At 50.2% G+C, this 20,900-nt stretch carries 13 protein-coding genes and 2 pseudogenes; 4 read left to right on the top strand and 11 right to left on the bottom strand.

The window, feature by feature from the left end; genetic code table 11:
* Nucleotides 1-131 precede the first annotated feature (131 nt).
* On the top strand, nt 132-701 hold the full coding sequence (locus H6G13_RS27040; protein ID WP_190488762.1) for an NYN domain-containing protein: 570 nt from the start codon (nt 132-134) through the stop codon (nt 699-701).
* 14 nt (nt 702-715) lie between these two features.
* Here H6G13_RS27040 and H6G13_RS27035 read toward each other — a convergent pair whose 3' ends face one another.
* From H6G13_RS27035 to H6G13_RS27020, 3 genes are all read right to left on the bottom strand, one after another.
* Complete coding sequence (locus H6G13_RS27035; RefSeq protein WP_190488759.1) at nt 716-1,747, bottom strand: chemotaxis protein CheB; 1,032 nt, start codon at nt 1,745-1,747, stop codon at nt 716-718.
* A gap of 1,074 nt (nt 1,748-2,821) precedes the next feature.
* Nucleotides 2,822-7,051 carry a chemotaxis protein CheB gene (locus H6G13_RS27025; RefSeq protein ID WP_190488755.1) on the bottom strand — a complete coding sequence of 1,410 codons (4,230 nt, stop codon included), beginning with the start codon at nt 7,049-7,051 and terminating at the stop codon, nt 2,822-2,824.
* 273 nt (nt 7,052-7,324) lie between these two features.
* Entirely contained in the window at nt 7,325-7,549 is a 225-nt protein-coding gene (locus H6G13_RS27020; protein WP_190488753.1) for an IS66 family transposase zinc-finger binding domain-containing protein, read from the bottom strand.
* A gap of 393 nt (nt 7,550-7,942) precedes the next feature.
* On the opposite strand from H6G13_RS27020, the gene H6G13_RS27015 reads away from it, so the two are divergent.
* On the top strand, nt 7,943-8,146 hold the full coding sequence (locus H6G13_RS27015) for a hypothetical protein (RefSeq protein WP_190488751.1): 204 nt from the start codon (nt 7,943-7,945) through the stop codon (nt 8,144-8,146).
* Between the two features lie 434 nt (nt 8,147-8,580).
* Here the strand turns inward: H6G13_RS27015 and H6G13_RS27010 are convergent, their stop codons facing one another.
* From H6G13_RS27010 to H6G13_RS26995, 4 genes are all read right to left on the bottom strand, one after another.
* Nucleotides 8,581-9,276 (bottom strand): serine/threonine protein kinase, encoded by a 696-nt coding sequence (locus tag H6G13_RS27010; RefSeq protein ID WP_190488749.1) that lies wholly within the window; start codon nt 9,274-9,276, stop codon nt 8,581-8,583.
* Nucleotides 9,277-9,890: 614 nt separating this feature from the next.
* The gene (locus H6G13_RS27005) at nt 9,891-11,600 is read right to left on the bottom strand and encodes an amidase family protein (protein ID WP_190488747.1); all 1,710 of its coding nucleotides are present in this window, start codon (nt 11,598-11,600) and stop codon (nt 9,891-9,893) included.
* A gap of 826 nt (nt 11,601-12,426) precedes the next feature.
* The gene (locus H6G13_RS27000; protein WP_190488775.1) at nt 12,427-12,885 is read right to left on the bottom strand and encodes a RidA family protein; all 459 of its coding nucleotides are present in this window, start codon (nt 12,883-12,885) and stop codon (nt 12,427-12,429) included.
* A gap of 135 nt (nt 12,886-13,020) precedes the next feature.
* The gene (locus H6G13_RS26995; protein ID WP_190488745.1) at nt 13,021-14,601 is read right to left on the bottom strand and encodes a flavin monoamine oxidase family protein; all 1,581 of its coding nucleotides are present in this window, start codon (nt 14,599-14,601) and stop codon (nt 13,021-13,023) included.
* A gap of 907 nt (nt 14,602-15,508) precedes the next feature.
* On the opposite strand from H6G13_RS26995, the pseudogene H6G13_RS28920 reads away from it, so the two are divergent.
* A pseudogene (locus tag H6G13_RS28920) lies at nt 15,509-16,036 on the top strand (transposase).
* A 733-nt stretch (nt 16,037-16,769) separates the two neighbouring features.
* Here H6G13_RS28920 and H6G13_RS26985 read toward each other — a convergent pair.
* Nucleotides 16,770-17,609 (bottom strand): hypothetical protein, encoded by an 840-nt coding sequence (locus H6G13_RS26985; RefSeq protein WP_190488744.1) that lies wholly within the window; start codon nt 17,607-17,609, stop codon nt 16,770-16,772.
* 284 nt (nt 17,610-17,893) lie between these two features.
* Between H6G13_RS26985 and H6G13_RS26980 the strand changes: the two are divergent.
* Nucleotides 17,894-18,496 (top strand): annotated as a pseudogene (locus H6G13_RS26980) (IS5 family transposase); the annotation flags it as partial.
* Between the two features lie 20 nt (nt 18,497-18,516).
* Here H6G13_RS26980 and H6G13_RS26975 read toward each other — a convergent pair.
* The 3 genes from H6G13_RS26975 to H6G13_RS26965 form a co-directional block, all read right to left on the bottom strand.
* Nucleotides 18,517-19,278 carry a dienelactone hydrolase family protein gene (locus H6G13_RS26975; protein ID WP_190488773.1) on the bottom strand — a complete coding sequence of 254 codons (762 nt, stop codon included), beginning with the start codon at nt 19,276-19,278 and terminating at the stop codon, nt 18,517-18,519.
* A gap of 435 nt (nt 19,279-19,713) precedes the next feature.
* Nucleotides 19,714-19,857 (bottom strand): hypothetical protein, encoded by a 144-nt coding sequence (locus H6G13_RS26970; protein WP_190488742.1) that lies wholly within the window; start codon nt 19,855-19,857, stop codon nt 19,714-19,716.
* 520 nt (nt 19,858-20,377) lie between these two features.
* Nucleotides 20,378-20,581 (bottom strand): hypothetical protein, encoded by a 204-nt coding sequence (locus tag H6G13_RS26965; RefSeq protein ID WP_190488740.1) that lies wholly within the window; start codon nt 20,579-20,581, stop codon nt 20,378-20,380.
* Nucleotides 20,582-20,900: the final 319 nt, after the last annotated feature.

The raw sequence follows: 20,900 nt of genomic DNA, 5'->3' as shown, positions 1-20,900 counted from the left end.
CATTTTAATAAACACTTTGCCAAGAAGCCATTCAATGATAGGTAGTGCCTCTAAGAAAAAGATTTCAGGGAAAACAAGAGACAGCATCTCATCCAAAATCAAAATCTACAGCTACTGTATTGCACCATGACATGCCCAATTCGTCTGCCAATGAAAATTGCATTCCTAACAAAGACGATCGTAGTCGAGTGGTTATTTTCATTGATGGATCGAATCTGTTTTATGCCGCTTTAGAACTAAATACTGAAATTGATTATGTCAAACTGCTCCAATATTTAGTGACTAAAAATTTCTTGGTTCACGTCTTTTTTTACACAGTCTGCGATCCGACAAACGAGAAGCAGTATCGGTTTCTCCAGTGGATGCGTTATAGTGGCTTCCGCGTCATTACTAAAGTGGTAACACAAGATGCGAATAGCGCCAAAAAAGCTAATCTAAATGTGGAAATTGCGGTGGATATGATGAGGTTAGCTCAGCATTGCGATACCGCTGTTTTAGTTAGCGGCAATGGAGATCTCGTTTATGTGGTAAGTGCGGTTGCGGCTCAAGGTGTTCGAGTTGAGGTTGTTAGTTTGCGGTCAATGACCAGTCGCTCTCTGATTGATGTTGCCAACTGTTACGTTGACCTTGCCAGCATTCAGCAAACCATTCAAAAGTCTGACGATCGTGCCAATCAGCCATTGGTAGTTTTCCAAGGTTAAGCCTACAGTGACTCTCACTGTTCCTCATCTGTAGTAAGCATCCGTTTTGTTGCAAAGCCGTTGAGAATCAGTCCCCGAATCAGCGCTACTTCTTGATCTAAATTCTTTGCATACTCTTGATATTTCGTGGCATCGTTGAGTAGGTTGTAACTTTCCATCCGCTCAGCCATTTGACGCGAAAATGTCACTCTCTCCTCCATTGTCCGAACAGCCGACCATAAAGCATTTTCCAAATTCTGAGTTTGCTCTGATAGGAATACATTTGCCGTAAAGGAGTGCCCTATATGACAGCGAAATCGCAGTGGCTCTGATGAGCCAATTTGCCATATGCTACCGTTGCATTCCGGGCAGGTGTAAGTGGTACGAACGCCAATCGCTTCGACATGCTCTAAAAACTCTTGGGTGTTCATTCCTTGTTCCGCGATCCTAGATTCGACTTCGATCTCTTCAGTCACTGGATATGCCTCCTCCTCGGCGGCGGGTTCTTTGGACAACTGCACTAGCAGGTCTGAAATTTCTGTGAGCGGCAAGCAGTAATCGACCTTGACAAACCGCAAGGCACTCTTTGCCATGCTGGGATATTCAGCTTCGTTTGGGTCTTGCACGATCGCAACTCCGCCTCGTTTCTTAATTGCCTGTAACCCTACTGTGCCATCATCCAGATAGCCAGTCAGCACTACACCTACTACTCTGGGACCATAAGCACGGGCAGCTGAACGAAATAGCGTGTCGATCGCCGGGCGAAATCGATTTTCTTGAGGTCCGCGCACCACGCGCATCACGCCTTGATTAACTAACAGATGATGATCGGGCGGTGCGACGTAGATTCGCGCTGATTGAATTAGCTCTCCATCTGACGGGTGAACTACAGGAAGAGCGCTCACATCTGTCAGAATTTGAGGCAAGATACTAGGTTTATCGGCAGCGAGGTGCTGAACAATAAAGAGGGTAGCATCCAGATTAGGGGAGAGAGCACCTAAGACCATACCTAGTGCTTTAAGTCCACCAGCTGAAGTGCCAATAACGATGATGTCGTGTCTAGCCATAAATTTCTAATTTGCTCAACTTAAAAAGTTTAGTAATGGAAGTTTAAGCGTGAAGTGAAGCTGTCCTGCTGTGCTTTCAACAGTAATCGTACCGCCCAGACGTTCGATTAGCTTCTGCACGAGGATCAGTTCTAATCCGGTTCCGCCTTGTTTCATGGATTAGCATTCGGAATGCAGTAGAACTTATCAAAAATATGAGTGAGGTCATTGGCGCAAATTTCCCCACTTGTGTTGCTGATCTGAATTTGCATCAAACTCGACTTAGCTTGGATAATGACGGTGATTTGTCCGTTCGGTGGTGTGTATTTGCAAGCATTGTTGAACAACTCTGTCAAAATTCGCTCTAAGGTTGCCGGCTCGGATATTAAAACAGGCAGACTTGAGGGGAGGTCTATCTGGAAGGTTTGCTAGTGATCGCGCACCCGCTCCTGGAAAGGGGCAACCACTTGTGCGAGCAGTTATGTAGCCAATGGGTTCCATGTTTAAGGCATGCTCACCTGCTTCAAGTCGTTAGAGATAGCAAATCGTTGATCAAGCTGACTTCTCGATTGCACTCTGTCTTCAAAAGAGAGTGTCAAGATGTTTGTGTAAGCGAGATTTGATTACTGTGGAAAGCGTGGGAAATTCGATGGCGAATCGCATCAATGCAGCCTTTTAGTCTCGGATGGCATGATCTACTTTTTGGCAATGTTATTGAGTGCGAGGTAGATTCCTAAGAAACACGGACTAATTTGCCATAAAAAGGGATCACTGTCCTGCACTTTATCAGTAATTCGTTTTAGACCTGCCTCAAAATTAAGTGCCTGCTGTAACTCAGCCGCACGCTCTTGCACTTGGCGTCCTAGCTCTGAGTTGAGGTTTTCTAAAAGCCGTTCGACTTGCTTACGCTCAGTGCTTCTGATTAAAGCGTTTGCTGCGATTCAGGTAGGTCATTTGCCCGTTATTGCAGTAACCATGCTCTTTGATACACCGCATTTAGTTGTGGAGATACCATACCTGTTAACCCTAGCCGACTTAAATGGCGGTTGTTGCCTAAATTCTATGCAACACGAGCGTACGATATGCTTAGTCCATCTATTGATCTTGACCCTGCACTTCCTCCTCACTCACTCGTCCACTCAGGTTTGCCACCATCCAAATCAATTGAGTCGGGTTAATCGGTTTAGCCACGTGCATCTGAAACCCAGCCTCGATCGCCTGTTGCCGTTCTCGATCGCTGACATAGGCTGTAATGGCTGCTGCCGAAATCTGTCCTCCGGCGACCGCATCTAATGCTCTCACCTGTCGAATCAGCGCAAACCCATCTTCATCAGGTATGCCGAGATCAGCTAGGAGCACGTCATATCGACTAGGCTCACCAGTCAAAGCCTCGATCGCCTCTTTAACTGAGGTAACCGTCACAACGTCTGCTCCGACCGCCTCTAGAATGTACTTCATCAAATCGAGGCTATCCACCTCGTCATCAACCACCAGAATGCGTAAGTCCGTCAGTGAGGGAACCTCCTGTTTTACGGGTTCTGAAAGCTCTTCTGCTGTAAGTTCTAAGTAACCTGACGGTGTAAACTCTGGAGGCAGTGAGCGGAGGGGAAGTCTCACAGTAATGGTGGTTCCCTGCCCTTCTCCACGGCTTTCGGCTCGCACTATGCCGCCATGCAGTTCCACAATATGTCGGACAATCGCCAACCCTAACCCTAACCCCTGCCTAGTTTTCGTGGTGCTAGAGTCTCCTTGACGGAAGCGATCGAACACGTAAGGCAAGAGCTCTGCTGAAATGCCTTGTCCCGTGTCGCTGACTCGAATTTCAGCATAGGTCTGCACGGGGGCTACTGTGATTTCTATCTGTCCACCGTCTGGTGTGAACTTGATGGCGTTAGACAGTAAGTTCCACATCACTTGCTGCAAGCGATCGCTGTCGCCCACAACTATTGCAGCATTTAGCTGTAAAACGAGTTGAATTGTTTTAGCCTCAGCCGCGAGTTGAACCGATTCGATCGCGTGCCTCACAATGGATACTAGGTCCAGCAGCCTTGTGTTGAGGTGTAGCTTGCCACTGGTGATGCGCGAAAGATCCAACAGGTCTTCAATGAGTTGAGATTGTACCTTGGCACTCCGCTCGATTACGTTTAACGCACGATCGACAGTTGCCTCATCTAGCTGCTGATTACGGAGTAGTTGCGACCACCCCAACATAGTACTTAGCGGGTTACGGAGTTCGTGAGAGAGATTCGACAAAAATTCATCTTTGGCACGGTTAGCAGATTCCGCTTCTTGGCGAGCAGCCTGTTCCTGACTCAGAAGGTGAGATCGCTCGGTTTCAAACTGCTTACGCTCTGTGATGTCTTCGATTGCTAACAGAATTCGTTGAGTCTCTTCAACGTGAGTAATCCTCCAGGCATTCAGCAGCATCACTTTGTGCCCAATCTGCTCAAATTCATGCTCCACCTCAAAGTTCTGCAGGCTTAAATTGTTGGTGAGAATCTCCTCTAGGCGAGATCGCAATCCGGGGATGTTCCACTGACCGTTGCCCAAATCAAACAGCAGCGTTTGCGCGGTTTCGGGGGAAGCTACCTGAAACGTGTCATAGAAGGTTCGGTTGGCGGTGTTCACTCGAAAATCAGACTCCAGCACAACCAGCGGCACTTGTACCGTTTCGACGATCGCTTCGGCATAGTTCCGGGCTTCTTCTAGGGTGGCAGTACTGCGCTTGAGGGCATCAATATCCAGCAGCACCAAGACCACACCATCAATCTGGTTTTCGGTGGTGCGATAGGGGCGAATCCGTAACGTGTACCAATGCCCACCCTGAGTTTGCACCTCTAGCTCTTTCACGCCCAGGGTTTCCAGCACCTCCAACAGCAATGACTCTAAGTCTGGAATGTTGAGATTAGCTCTGATGTCACTCAAGGGTCGTCCGGCATCGCTAGGAATAAAGTTGAACAAACGCTGTGCCGTCGGCGTGAAGCGGCGAATGCGTAAGTCGTTGGTCAACATCAAAATCGGGATATTAATGCTGGCAAGCAGATTAGTCAGATCATTATTGACCTGATGCAATTCCCCGTTGCGGCTGCGGAGTTCTTCATTGGTGGTGTTGAGTTCTTCGTTGGTCGCCTGTATTTCTTCTTTGGCAGTTTCTAGTTCCTCATTGGTGCTTTGCAGTTCCTCATTGCTTGACAAAATTTCTTCATTGGCAACTTTGAGGTCTTGATTGGTATGCTCCTGCTCCTTGATAATCGCCTGCAAATATTCCTGCGTTGCAGCTCGCTCCTGGTTGGCGGCGGCAAGTTCTTCCCTGAGTCGTGCGTTTTCCCGTTCCAAATCTCCCTGAGGAAGATCTGAATGAATGGGACTAGGACCGCTAGTGGGGGCTACATCTTCAAACAGCACTAAAAAGCGGCGTTCTTCAGTCGTTGGAACTTTAAAGGGAATTACCTGAAGGTTAATGACTCTCACAGGTTCACCTAGTGTCTCGGAACGAGAATCGCCCTCTTCCAGACGCAGTCCATTCTTGGTGACGGGTATCTCTCGCCGTTGGGCTTGATAAATGGCGGCACGTACCTCGACTAGTAAGCCATTCCTTAATAAGTTGAATAGGTTGAGGTTCGCGACTCCAGAAACCAGTCTCAGGTAGCGATCGACGTTTCCCCGAAATTGCAGCACCTGCATTTTATCGTCGAGCACCACTCCCACGGGAGCGTAATGGTTGGCAATCAGGTGATCGACCTTTTTTTCTAAGTCAAATTCTTCGCTTGGAGCAGGCATAGGCTGACGATCGCTCACCTTCGTCAGCGGATAGCTGCTCGGGATAAATGAAAATGTTGGACGAGTTGCAGTAAGTTTTTTGGCATAAATTCTGTACTTTTTCTCGACTAACGTAAACAGATCTGAAGCTTGACCAGTGCTCTCGGAAGTGCCCAACAGTAGAAAGCCCGTCGAGTTGAGGCTGTAATGGAAGATCGGCATAATTCGCTTTTGCAGCGCATCTCCCAAATAGATCAGCACATTGCGGCAACTAATCAGATCAAGACTTGAAAACGGGGGATCGCTGCCTAAGTTTTGACGAGCAAACACACAGAGTTCGCGCACCGCTTTACTAATTCGAAATCGGTCGCCCTCAATGGCATGAAAAAACCGACGACGGCGTGTGATTGACATCTCCACCATCTGATTCTCGGCATAAATGCCTGCTCTGGCTTTGTCGATCGCCACTTCGCTGATATCGGTCGCAAAAATCTGAATTGGAAATTGGATACCTTGATCTTCCAAAAATTCCAGCAGGCAGATGGCGATCGAATACACTTCTTCGCCGGTCGAACAGCCTGCTACCCAGATCCGAATGGGCACGTCAGCAGACTTGTTTTGGGTAATTGTGGGAAAGATTCGCTCCTTCAACAGGTCGAATGCATCTGGGTCGCGGAAAAAGCTGGTGACATGGATCAAAATTTCTTCATAGAGCGCTTTGATTTCCGCTGAGTGCGCTTGCAGATAAGCAGCATAGTCTGCTAAATTCTCCAGCTTATACAGCAGCATTCGTCGCTGAATTCGCCGATCAATCGTGTTGGGCTTATAGCGGCTAAAGTCAACCCCTGTATTCAAGCGCAACAAGGCAAAAATCGTCGCCAAAGCATCGGTGGGTTGAGACGATTCTTCTGTCAAGATTGGTGACCGTGGATAAGCCAGCATGGGATTGCGGCTCAGGTTTTCCAGTTCTTCAGCAATTTTCGCCGGCGGCAACACAAAATCAACATTCCCAGTGGCAACCGCCGTGTTCGGCATACTGTCGAATTGGGCCGTGTCTTCACACTGAGCAAACGTTATGCCTCCAACGGCCTTAATGGCCTTCAGTCCTAACGAACCATCGCCATCCGATCCCGATAAAACGATAGCGATCGCTTTGTGCCCGCGATCGACTGCCAACGAAGCAAAAAAGGCATCCCCTGGCATATATTTGCCCAATACCTTCTCACGGGGCGACAGTTGCAGTCGTCCTTCAGATAGAATCATTTTGGTATTGGGCGGAATCACATACACCTGGTTCGGCTCTACGCTCATGCCGCTCTGCACCTTGCGCACGGGCAGAGGAGTTACTCTGGTCAGAATCTCGGCCAACAAACTCTCGTGATCCGGCGATAGATGCTGAATCAGGACAAATGCCATCCCGGTATCGGTCGGTAGATGGCTGAGTAACTGGGTAAAGGCTTCCAACCCTCCTGCAGAAGCAGCGACCCCAACAATCGGAAAAGGTGCCTCAACGAGGTCCCCAGTTAGTTCAAGCATCTCTTGTTGGGCGGAGGGATCAGAAGCCATGGGCTAAAGTCGAGCACCGTGATGAAACACCTATCTTCTTACTTGTAATACCGTTTACACAATCACGATGTGCTTGATTAAATCCTGGGTAGTAACTGTAACACACCCCTCTCTAGGGTGAATCAATTGTCTAAACTGTAGAGTCACTAGTTGCCCCTGCACCCGTTGCAGCAGATTGGCAATCGCCCCCTTCTGATATCTCTAGTCCATAGAGTTCACCCATCAGTTGGCTCACGCGCTCATAGCTCACCCCATGGCTATAGCGCAGATACGTCACCATGCTGGCAATAGAGTTGCCAAGGGGGAACCAGGCTCTAGCTCAGCTGGCACTGGGGCTTCGTAGGTCTGCTGACAACAGGGGCAAGTGCCGCCGTAGCGTTCCACTCGCGTTACCTGCACTTTCACAGGCGGCAGTTCAATACGCTCATAAATCCTTTTGAGCTGCTGCTCTGCGGCGTCTACCTCGGCTCCACAGTGGGGGCAGCTTTTGGTTTGCACTACCACCCCTGGTCTGGCTGTTGACTCAGTTCCCGGCCACCCCCTTGCGGCCCACACTGGCTGCCGCAACTCGGTCTTACAAGCTGTAATCGCTTGATTTGGCTTAAACCCCTTTGTCGGTGGCAAGCTCGAGTTGCGTGGCGTCTTATTGACCCGCTTCTTCTCCACTTCCGACCGCAGGGCTTGCAGCTCTTGCCACAACCTCGGATGAGGGCGTCTTTTTCCTCTGAACTGAGGCCTTCTAAAGGCAACAGGTCTGTCAAAGCAAATGTTTAAGGGCTGAGTTCGGTAGTCTTACCCTGTCCTGGCAGTAGACAAGGTGGGAATATTCAAATCAAGCGAGGAGCATCCACCACCTTAATTGCTTTGTAAACCCTCACCAGACAACATCCGATGCTTTTCTACTTCTCCTTCTCTGCCCTGGCTATTGCGATCGCACTTCAGAGCGCAATCCAGCATAATGAACTGCCCAACGATGCGAGCACCTGGTTTTTCATTTTGCTGGTAGGTGTACTCTCTCCTGTCACCCTGCCCTGCATGCTACGCAAGAAAGCCCTTGATCTATATCATCGTCACGTCCAAACCCAAGCTGCCTAGAGGTATTGCCCTGCTCCTGGGTATGCTAAGCCTACTAAATGCACCCTGATGTTGTGTTGCCCCACCGGTTCTGCCGGTGAGGCTTTACTTCTTTAAATGCTGCTCAGCAGGCTATCCAGGAGCGGCGGCTGAGAAACCGCAATCTACTGGGTAAAGTAGACTTTACCCAGAAAGGACAGCAGCGCCTTATTCTTCAGTTCGGCTGGTAACCGTAACACGAGATCGCCCTTCCTGCTTAGACTCTCTAAGCAAGTTCAAAGATAAAAGCGCCCTCGCCTGCTAGCAGTTGCTAGCGGGCGAGTTCTCGTGAGGAGGCTCGCTGAGCTAACACCTTGGAGCCTAGTTGTCGTCTGACACTAGCCGTTACGTTTGCTCCCTCCTAAATTAACTTTCGTAGGGTCGAAGGTGCAGGTCGCCCTGCCGGTAATGCTGCATTAGTGCCTAATCTGATTGGGCTTCAACCGCTGAGGGCGCGATTGTCGCTGATTCAATCGGCAAAAGAAACGGTAGCTGTGGCGAACCAGATCCAGGAGCCAGTAAGGTAAGCGTAGCCGGAGTGGAGAAAGTATTGGGAGATAAAACCAGTAATAAGCCCGTTTCAGGTCATTCCACTTCGAGCAGGTTTCCTTATGCAGAAAATCTGAGACATCCACTACCAAGCCACGACCTTCAGCCATCATTACGTTTTTCCCATGTACATCATGGGGATACAGTCCTCGCTCCCGGGCATATTCTAAGGCTTGGTCAATGTCTTGAATGATCCACCTGGGAATTCGCAGCCCCCGCTGCATACAGTCATAGAGCGTTACTCCATAAAGCCGCTTGAGTACGAGGAAATTCTCTCCTGCATGCAGACATTCAGAAAAAGCAGGATGGGAACCAAGACGGCGATAAACCTCAACCTCTTCTTCAAAGCCGGAGCGGTTGGGAGCATAAATTTTCACAACTAAATCCGGATAGTCTGGATGGCAAAGTACAGCCGCATAGTTCCCAGTACCCAGCAATTGCCAAGGAACAGGTACTGTGTGGACAACGACAGGATTGTGAGCATCGATGCTATCGATTTGAAGCTTGGGAAGCAGCTCTTTATAAATACTTTCAATTAATAGGTTCATGTGTAATCTATCCACACATGGCTGGAGTGAGCATTAGAATAACTCATCTGCTAACGAGAGTGAAGAAAAACTGGGAAAATCCTCAGAGGTATTTGATCTATGAGTCGAGCTTATACCTAAAAAGGTGAGATCCGCCACGCCGGGCTAGACTTGGACTAAGCTGTTTAGCTAGCTAAACTCAGGAAATTCTGTGCTAAAAATCTAGAGTCACAACCCTGATTCTGTCGTTGACTAGTTGCGTACTAGACAGCTTAACCAATTAAAAACGAACACTGGCTAGACTCAGTAGATCGAAAAGATTCGTAGAAAGGCTTGCCTGCTGAACGTTTCAAATGAGAGGCTATTATGGAAACCTTTCCACATAAGCTTTATGGGAGCTAGTGTGAAGCTTCTACTGCTGCCACGTATGGTAGTGGGGCATAATCGCATTGGAAAACCCTGATTAATTCGTGAGTTTGTGATCTACTGAGACTTGTTACCCGATCGGGCTAGGTCTGAATTATCAATAGTTCTTTCTCTGCTAAAGCGCCTCAAGTCATAGGCGGTACAATAGCTAAACCATATACCCAACCCCCATTTAGCTAGAGGTTGAGTATATGGTGAAATTTAAGAGCAATGTTTAGGAACAGCTATGCTACCTGTCGGCGCTTGAAGAACTTGCTGCCAATTAAAACTGTGCCTACTCCAATCAAGGCACCGACGGAAGCAGGCTCAGGAACTTTTTCATACTCAATGGTTTCTCCAGGAAGTGCCGCGAAAAATTCTGGCGGTTTGCGTACTTTCGTAGCCTGCTCAAATGCGTAAGCAAAGCTAAGCAGTTCTGGTTCGCTATAAGGAAGCCCTAAAAATGAAAGTGTAAAAGGCAACCCATCTGAGATGAAGCCTGCCGGGACCTGAATATCTGGGAAGCCAGATAGGTTAGCTAAGTCAGTAGCACCCCTACCTCCAGGTTCACAAACGTAGCTAGGATCCACAACACCTGGTAGAGGAGAGGCTGGGCAGCGGGAAGTTGGATAGATCAGAGCGTCAATATTATTGGCCACAAGAATGTTCTCAACTGCTGGAGTGATGACATTCTCCTGAGTATCTTTGGCTGCTGCGTACTCGGGATTACCAATGGGACCTCTCGCCTCTGCTTCCAGCAGTCGCTCAAAGACTCTTGTATTGACCGGGAACTCGGAACCAACAACTTCAGGCGACTCACTGATGGCAATGACCTCCGCTAACGTTTTTGGGTACTCCGGGCCGAGTGTTTTCAGATAGTCAGCCAGTTGGTACTTAAACTCAGTATCAGAGATTGTGCTGTACGTGCTGCCCCTCAAAGCAAAGACTTCTTCAGGAAAGAGCAGGGAGTCAACGATAGTAGCCCCGAGCGATTCTAGAGTTGTGATAGCTTCTTCAAAGGCCGTAGCTATTTCGGGGTTCCCTCCCACAAAATCTCTGCCAACACCAATTCTGACCCCTTTAAGCGCATCCCGGGTTAGAAACGCAGTGTAATCGGTAGGAAACTTACCTTCGCTTTCAGCGGTTGCTGGATCATTGGGGTCAACGCCTGTGATGTAGCTGAGGGCAATCGCTAAATCAGTTACAGTCCGGGCAAAAGGGCCGCCTGTATCTAGTGAGAGGCTGAAAGGAATAATGCCGTCGCGACTCGTCAGCCCAAGCGTTGGTTTTAACCCGACCAAGCCATTAGCGGACGAAGGGCCTCGAATAGAACCGCCTGTGTCAGTGCCAAAACCAATGACTCCAAAGTTAGCTGAAATTGCAGCTGCTGGCCCACCACTCGATCCAGCAGGACCTCGATTGAAGTTGTAAGGATTGAGCGTTTGTCCCCCTACTGAGCTATACCCACCCCCTGGGGAACCTCCGTGAGCCCATTCGTCCATATTGGCTTTAGCAAGAATGATGGCACCTGCATCTCGCAGCTTCTGCACAATAAAGGCATCATCGGGAGGAATAGAGCCTTCTAATGCCACCGAGCCGCCAGTGGTCGGCATGTCAAATGTGTCGAAGTTGTCCTTAAAAATGATGGGAATCCCATGCAGAGAACTTCTTGGTCCGGAGGTTTGACGTTCAATATCTAGAGCTTTCGCAATCGATAATGCATCTGGATTAATCGTAATTAAGGAGTTAAGAGTATCGTCGTATTCATCTATTCGGTTGAGGTAAAGTTGAGTCAGTCCCTCTGCTGTTAAAGCACCTGAACCAAAGGCATCATTAATGCTGTCGATTGTTGCTTCCTCGAGCCGAAATGTTGCACCTAGCGCGATATCAGCAACAAGGAAAGTCGGTGATACAGCAGCGACAGCAGCAGTCGCATGAAGAAAAAAAGTTTTCATGAGGGCTCCTAGTAGATAAGAAATTCTGTCTCAAGCTGCTGCTGCAAAAGGATAACAGCAAGGAAAACTGGCAAGTATTGACAGAATCAAGCCTAAACTAGATTAACAGCAGGTTTATAACTGTCAACTGGATAACAGGTAGTCCTACAACGTCAGGGAAAGCTCATAAATCTGGCTCTTCTCTTCATAAGTCTTCTGAAATCCTTACCTGACCACGGCTTTCAACAGAGCACCTCCTGATAGTGCCTTTGCTGGTGCCTGCGGTTGATCTGCTCGATGAGATCGCACGCCAACTCATACGAGTCGCTCTTCCCTGAGTTGCCGTCGCCCCACCCGCAATCCGCCCCACTCAGAGCTCACCAATCACCGACCAAACAAGTCCTGCTCCAGGCGGCAGACGCAGTAGCGTATTCCTCTCTGTCACCGGTGCGTCTGCCACAGCTCTATCTGATAGTTCGGCAAAACCTTAGTAGATATGGCCTAAAGCTCCAGGTCATAAATCTGAGCAATCTCCTCCGCCTGAATCCTAGATAGGCCAGCGTCCCAAAACGCTGGATAAGCACCCTGGCAGCAATTACGATCGGGCGATGCTAACCCGATACTAGACGAAGGCTAAGCCCTATTTGGGGTGATTAAAGTAAAGCTGTCATGAGATGAATAAGCCAACTCCAGCAGCGAAAACCCCCTATTTTTGTGCTTTTTTCGTAAGTTTGACTTATATAGCGGTAGCTCGGGTGATTAGGACAAGTATTTGTTTGAAACCCCTTGCTTAGCAAGGAGTTTCAAAAATTCCCGCATCTACCGCGGTCACGGTGAGAGGGTTTGCTTAGAAGCGAACAGCGGCGACCTCGATTTCGACTAGCCAACCGGGGTTCACGAGCCCGGCGACCTGCATGGTGGAGCGGGCTGGAAGGTTGGGTTGCTCCTCGGTGCCAAAGTATTGGGTATAACCTTCCATAAATCCGGCAAAATCCATCATTCCATCCATACCGGGGTCACCCACTAGAAATACCTGCATCTTTACCACGTTGCTCATATCCAGGTCGATGCTGGTCAAGATGGTTTGAATGCGTTCGAGGACATTGATGGTTTGGGTTTTGGTATCTCCAAAGGCTTCGAAGCTGTTTGGGTCTGCATCGGGATTTACAACCGGCGGAACCTGACCGCTCACGTAAACGAGGTTGGCATCGGAAGGCAACTCAACTGCCAGAGCAATGGGAAAGGTGGAGTTGGGGATGGGATAGCGAATGACTTCTTGGGCGGCAACGCGATGGGGTAGGGCCATGACCAGGGCGATCGCCAGTGCAACGAGCAGAAAGGGCGCGATCGCCCGAGTTTTCCAGGTGTGCTTCCAACGGTTCAACATAGAATTTAATCCTCACACAAGTTTTCCAGGTGAATTGCTGTTGCAATGTATTGACTAGGCCTGTAGCGCTTGCAATTGGGCAGAAACGCTGCGAACGGCCTGGTGTGCCGAGAGTACGGCTCCTTCTTGCCAGCCAGTGAGATAGCTCAAATGCTCGCCTGCAAAGTAGATGGGGCCATCAGCTTCGTTTAAGACGGGGTATGCGGTGGTGCGAGAGTCTTCTTCCCACTCAATCCAGCCACCCTGGCTGTAGGGCACTTTGTCCCAGGCAATGCTCAGCCCTGTAGATAGAGGAACTTCCTCGCGCATGTTGGGATGGATGGTTTCCACATCTGCGATCGCCTCCTCCAACCGCTGAGCAGGCGACATCGCACCCAGGCGTTCCCCAATGCTGTTGGTCCAAATGTAGGCTGCAACCAGAATGCCGCCCTGCTGCTGGAGTCCTGCCGATGGATACCAGATTTGGGTAATGTCGCGCTCGGTCCACGAAATGCCGCCGTAGATGTAGTCATCTTCTTCCCAAAAGCGGCGATCGGCCTGGAAGGCAATCTTCATCGCTTTTACGTAGGACTCGGCTCCCACGGCGATCGCCTGTTGTACCGCAGGCGAAAAGTCTGCATCAACATCCGCCAGTACCGACAGCGGCAGTGTGCAAATAACAAAGTCGGCATCGAGGGCTTGGGTTTCACCACTGGAGGTAGTGTACAAAATGCGGGCACCCGCTTCGGTTTTGCGAATTTGGGTCACTTTGGCGTTGTAGGTGATGAGTTGGCCCACCTGGCGCTCAAAGGCTTTGGAGATTTGATCCATACCGCCGACTGGCTCCAGCATGGTGGCTGCCTGGTTGAACCCTTCGGCAAAGTGCATTTTGAACTGCCAAAAGTCTGACTTGAGCAGTTCTGAGAGGTCAATAGGGGAATGGCGATCGCCCGCTACACTACCGGCTCCGGGGGGTGTAGAGTAGCCCGCCCGCGAGGAGCCCGTATAGAAATAATCGGCATCCAGGTTGCCATAGCCGCGCACAAAGGCCAGAATGCGTTCTCGATCTTCAGCCGAAATTTCCTCATCCAGCGCATTGCGGTTAATTGCTTTGGCCAGCAGTTCCGACATATAGCCCCGGCTGTCGTTGATGATGCGCCGATTGAGCACCCGCTGGCCTCCAAAGGCTTTGTCGTCTTGAAAGTAAGCGGCGCGGTTGTCGTTGACGATGACCTGCATGGGTACGCCAAGCTCCTGGCAATAGCTCAGCAAACCCTGATGATGGTAGGGGATTCGAGCCGGACCAGGGTTGAAGTACATATGCTCAGCGCGGCCAAACTGACAGATCTGCTGGCTGTCGGTTTCGTCAATGCGATCGCCCGCGCGAATGGTCCAACAGCGGCCACCCGCGCGATCTCGCGCCTCCAGGATAGTGCAGTCATACCCGGCTTTGCGCAACTCATAGGCTGCGGTCATGCCCGCTAGTCCGGCTCCTATAATGGCGACTTTCACTCCAGCACCCGAGTCAGCGGCTAACTTGGGCCGCTCCATGCCAGTTGCTTCCTGATGCAGTAAACCCATGGCATTCATGGTGGCGAACACGGCGGCAGTGCCTCCGGCTCGACCCACCAGTCTTAATAAACTTCGTCGATTCATAAATGATGCAGTCTTTGACAAACATGGGCTAGAAATTAAAGCCTTTCATCAGTTGAGACTGTATCGAGCGCTGCGATCCCAATGAACAAAGTCCTCTGTCAGTCTGGCCCAAAGTCCTGTGTTCCGACGGCAATGGCCGAGCATCTATGCGGCCTTACACAATAGCCGCTTGCCGCAACACCCATTTGCTGCATCTAGTGTTGAATGTCGACTGCCTTTTTAGGCCGACGATTACTTGCTGTCAAGTTCCGGATTGATCCCCCCAAATGAGAATGCCCAGCAGTGGACGATGCGGATTTTCGCTCTCTTAAAGGCTATAGGGTAACCTCTGCAGACTCATTAGGTTATATCACTTTTCATTTAACAACTTAGTGAGATGGAACCCCCATCATTTTTGCCCAGACTCAAAAAACTGACCTCAACTCTCTGTGTAGTAAGCGTTTGAGCCCCTTTCAAAGCTCATTAACTAATTTTGAGTAGTTAATGAGTAAGAGGAAATTATTTGGGATATGACATCCTCAGACAATTTGGCTGGATACCAGGCCCAACTCGTCTACCAAAGCGGCCACAAGACTCAGCTCGACTTTATCCATTTGAGCATAAAAGGAAAGCAGCAAGCACAATTGGGCTAGAGAGTCTGAGAGGCTTGCTGCAATGGAATTTATGAGATTGATGTAGCGTTTGCGCCGTTGTTTTCCCAACGAGTATGGCCCAGCGTGCTGACATTGCTTATCGGTGCAGTGCTGGCTCCGGGTAAACGAACAGTGAGCCAGGTTTTGAGGGTGATGGGGTTGGCTCAAGAGCAGCAGTATCAGAAATACGACCGCGTGCTCAACGGGGCAGTATGGTCATCGAGGCAAGCAAGGTATAGTTTCAAATTCTGGTATCGACCTTTGTCCCGACTGGAGTGGTGGTGCTGGGCATAGACGATACGATAGAGCGCCGACGAGGAAAACGGATTGCCGCCAAAGGTATCTACCGGGATCCAGTGCGCTCTAGTGAAGAGCACTTCGTCAAAACGAGCGACCTGTGGTGGCTCAGTTTGATGCTGCTGGTGGAGGTTGCTTGGGCGAAGCGAGTTTGGGCACTGCCATTTCTGAGCGTATTAGCCCCTTCAGAGCGTTACAACCAGCAGCGGGGGCACCAACACAAAGCATTGACCGACTGGGCTAGGCAGATGCTGTTTTAGGTTTGGCGGTGGCTTGGTCAACGGGCAATCGTAGTGGTAGCAGACAGTAGTTTTGCCGCCCTTGAATTGTTGAAGGCAGCCCCTAGCCTTCAGCATCCGGTTCATGTCGTCACCCGCTTACGCTTAGATGCCGCTCTCTATGATCCGGCACCACCGCGTTATGGGGGGCAGATGGGTCGTCCCCGCAAGGTGGGAAAACGTTTAGCTACGCTTCAAAGTTTGCTGAGCCAACCCACCCTCTGTTAGCAGCTTGCTACCCTCGATGCTTGGTATGGACAGGGACAATATAGCTTTGAGTGGGTCTCTCATACTGCCGTGTGGTATCACACAGGTCTCCCTCCCGTGCCTATTCGTTGGATTTTGGTGCGAGACCCGAAAGGCAAATTTGAACCTCAAGCCTTTCTCTCAACTGATACAGCCGCAGATCCTCTTCAAATCTTGCTCTGGTTTCGCCAGAGATGGCAGGTTGAAGTCATTTCGAAGAAGTCAGGGCTCATTTAGGGGTTGAATCTCAAAGACAGTGGTCTGAACTTGCGATCTTACGCACAACCCCAGCCCTGCTGTCGTTGTTCTCGCTTGTTGTCTTGCTAGCCCACCTGTTGCAAGCGCAGTTTACCTTTCCGTTGCCTCAGTCTGCCTGGTACACCAAACAACTCCCTACCTTCGCCGATGCCTTAGCCTTTGTCAGGCGCTATCTCTGGTCTTCTCTGCTTTTTCAGCCATCACACGATAATGCCGACTATGTAAAAGTCCCGCGCTCCATCTTCAACACTTGGGCTGAACTAATTTGTCACGCAGCCTGATTAGATAAAGTCGAGATTAGAGTCCTTTAGCCTTTATTAAGCTCAGGAATTAGAAAGAACAAGAGGAAACAAATATTGAGTTTGAGGTAACCCCAGAGGAGTTGGGGCGATCGCCGCTCTTGCAGGTGTATTAAATATTTAGCGTGCAGCTACTGTACTTCATGCACAATGCCTAGTTAGTAATCAGCTTGGACAAAGCCACCCGCCACTAAAAATCCATAAGTCAATAATCCAAACAAATAAAACATGCTCATACCACCGATGGGCGCAAACACACGCATCCATTGGCTATTTTGTCGCCAAATCAACGCCACTGTTACAGTTGCTCCAATACTGCCGACCAAAGTTCCCAAAGTAAACAGTCGTTGAATCCAATCCTGCGGATCGAACCCCATAGGATACGGAATTCGAGAAAGCTGAAACACAGAGGCATAAAAGAGACTGAGACCAACAGTGATACTGGTAAAGACCTTGGTCAGTCGAGAAGGATATTGCCAGCTAAGAATTGCCACAAAAATTCCACAAACTATTGCTAAGATGGTTGACACCCTCAACCAAGTCGTCTCATCCCACTGTGCAATCCAATTTTCTCTACGTAGGGCTTGCAATTGCTGGCGGCTTAGGCCTAAAGTGCTTTCAATCATCACTGATGAGAGAAAACGTACTCCACCGATATACCCACCATAAGCCGCAGTACAACCGATGTTCTGCGCTGCATAGGTAGCTTGACACCCAGCAATCCCTTTCTCCTCAGCACTCGTATAGGTTACTGTTATCTCCAGAGGATGTGTCTGCAAAGGTACATTACACTGCTCAAACGTTTTACCTGTAGTGCATGTAAACCCATGTCCAAAAATCCGAACGGGGGTTTCCGTTTGGCTAGCGATTGTCACAGTTTCAATTGCAGCTTTAGTGCGAGTCGGTGCAACTGAGACCAAAAATATAGCTGCTGAAAAAATCGATGCTATTAAGAGCCCAACCACAAACCATAGAGTCAATCTCATTGTTCTAGACATGATGATCGCTCCATCCATCTGCTTGTAACGAAATCCATACCTTACTCTTTCACAAGCTATCCAGAGACACTGACGCTTGCCAATTTGACTTGTTCCACGGGTAAGCTAAGGTATTGTATGGATTTTGTAAGAGAACTTGTGTTGTCTTAAAGTACCTACAGACAATCTCAAATTACCGTTCTACCGATAACTTGGTAAGAGGGTGTTTGAAAAGTTAGGGCTTGAGTAAAAAAGCTCACTCCGTATAGGTTGCAGATGGATGTCAGCAACGCCGGAGTGAGACTATGAGTAAAGACTACCCCAGCAACTTAACCCGAGACCAGTACGAACTTCTGAGTGATTTACTGCCCCCCACCAAGCCCGGTGGACGACCCCGGAGCGTTGATTTGTGGGAGATTCTCAACGCCATTGTGTATTTACTGGTCGAGGGGGTGCAATGGCGGGCGTTACCGGGAGACTTGCCGCCGTGGCCGACAGTGTACACCTACTTTCGTAACTGGCGTAAGGATGGCACCTGGATCGCCCTTCATGACCATCTCCGGAAATGGGTACGCATCGAGCAGGGCCTCCGTGCCCAACCGTCAGAGGCTGTGATTGATAGCCAAAGCGTGAAAAGTGCGGTCTTCGTGCATGAGGCGGTGGGCTACGATACGGGCAAAAAGATTAAAGGTCGCAAACGGTTCGCGACCGTCGATACGCTAGGACTGGTGTTGCGGGTGCTGGTCACCGCGGCCAGTATACCCGAGCGGGAGGGCGCTAAGCAGGTGCTAGCCCAAGTGAAGGATATGGGAGCGTCCATTGCCAGGCTAAATCTGATTTGGGCGGATGGGGGCTTTGATGGCCCTGCCTTCATGATGTGGGTGATGGATACCTGCCGCTGGATTGTCTACCGCACCAGCCCAACACACTAGCCCAAAGTCTCGAAGGTTTCGCCGAATAAATCGAGCACCGCTTGCCATGCGCGCGTCGCATGCTTCGGGTGATAGCCGACGCCGGGCACAGTGGCCTCGCTGTGAGTGCTCCCCGCAGCGGGCGATCCATCCGGGTTTGTCGGCCGAGCCCAGAAAGCGTGCTTGGCTCCGCCGTAGATATTCGCGCGCCAGTCGATCCCGGCATCTTGGAGCGCGCGGCCAAACCTCAGGATTTGTTCAGGGGTGCAAAGGGGGTCTTCGGAGCCGGTGCATAGAAGGAAGGTGCTGCTCAAATCGCTCCAGTCCTCGGCATTGGCCTCTGGCAAGCCGGGATGAACGAGCGCAATGGCCTTGAACGGCACGCCGATTCTAGCCAGTTCGAGCACAATCCGGCCACCAGCACCATAGCCGAGAGCGGCGATGCGGTTAGGCTCAACACCGGGCAGCGCGAGAAGAATATCAAGCGCCACGCGACCGATGGCCCCCATCCGCTCAACATCAGCCAGCAACGGCATGACTCGGGCCAGCATCGCGTCCGGCCTGCCGAAGTATAACTGCCCGCCGTGGTAATCCATCGCCAACGCCATATAGCCATGCGCGGCCAGATCGTCGGCGCGATGCCGTTGATAGTCGTCAAGGCCGATACCATCATGTCCTATAAGAACCGCCGGCCAAGGCCCCTCACCATCCGGCTGCGCTAGATGGGCGACCATGCTTAGGCCATCTACGTCATAGGTAACTTCACGCGTTGCAATCATCATCTTCCCACATGCTATCGAGCGACCAGGGTGAGGCTCGCCGCCTGACGCGGCGAGCATGAGGGGCAGGCTGCTGCTGTTCGCAACCGCCCTCGCCATTCCGTCGAATCTCGCGTCCGTCAGTTCGTGGACGACCCGAAGGCAGGTTCCGCCCGTGGTATTCGGGGTAATCGTGACCGTCACGGTGCTTTCAAGGAACGGCGGGCTATCGTCGCGCAGCTTGCAGCGGACTTCTTGGTCGGGGGTGACGGTGATTGCATCGGGATTGGCCAATGCCTCCTTTGGCAACCACCTTTCCCGAAATTCGGGAATGCTGATAGCACGCCAGACCTTTTTCTGAGTCTACTTACTATCGTCAGGTTGCACCCCCTGCTGAAACCATCGGCAGCAGCTAAGTCACTATAGCTAACATCTTGGTTGAGTCGTGACAACAGTCTAGTCAAATACATACAGGAGCAAAACACAGAGCGCTAACCCACTCGCTGCCCAACTCCATAGGCTGCGGCCCTGCTGTCGCCATATGCCCACAATACTCAGCAGTAATGCTGCGATTGCAAACGATAGCATCAACAAAGCCATACTATTAAACAGTGTTAGGTAGTTCAAGTAATTTACTTGCTGACCTAGCAGCACAGAAGTCACTGCAACGGTTAGGCTTGCAGTACTCAGGATGAACGAGTTTGTAGTAGCAGAAGGTCTTATTATCATCGGAGTTATTCTTCCTCAGAGGGGATGAGAACAAAGTCAACGGTTTGAGTATCCTAGGAGGTCGAACCTACGTTAGTGATTCAGCGAACATCCGCATCGTGATGGCGCTCCTATTGTAAGCGCTCGCTTACGGCAGATCGGAGCTAACTAGCTCAAATCGTCTAAGCGGATTCAACTGTCCCAATTGACAGCTTTGTCGCCCTAAGGCCTATCGAGTAACAGCGCTGACGGTAGAGAGACTAGAACGAAACAGCTGCCTGCTGCAGTGATAAATAATAGAGTTTCTTGGATTGTTGATAAAGCCGATGAGGCAACCCACATCTGTAGCACTATGTGAGAAATGACGCCTAGAACGAAGACAGTGAGCAGCCCACGTACCCATTGCCTTTGCCTAAATGCGATCAGCGGCCATACGGCCATCAGCGCGATGGGAATAGCTACCACGACCGTAGAGGGAAGGTGATGCGTTAGAGCGCTTTGTAAGCTCCCAATCTCGTAGTCCATTGAGATGATGACACCTGCCGTCAGAATCGACAGTAGGCAGAACCAACCGAAACCGAGGCTGTGCCGGATAGGAGCGAACGTCATATGTCATTCTCCAATCATCATGACCGTATTGTATGTGAACTGTCCGTGAACTGTCCGGGTCGGTGCCTGTGTAGCAGCCGAATTCTATCTACATAGGCTCCTAAGAAACACGGACTAATCTGTCATAAAAAGGGTTCCGTTGTCTCGAATTTAGCGACAATCGTGTTTCTTATAGGATTAACGAGCAGCAGCGCTGTTTGTAGGGGACTCCTAATATCATGTCGGCTTAAGTGCCCGTAATATGGGAAGTAGCCGCATTGCTGCTTGACCATGCCTAAACGCCTGACCCTTAGCCCTCATCTAACAACTGACGAACTGGAGCAACG

This window comes from Pseudanabaena sp. FACHB-2040 (assembly GCF_014696715.1).
Lineage (GTDB): Bacteria > Cyanobacteriota > Cyanobacteriia > Phormidesmidales > Phormidesmidaceae > JACVSF01.
This window is presented reverse-complemented; position numbering and strand designations above follow the sequence as displayed.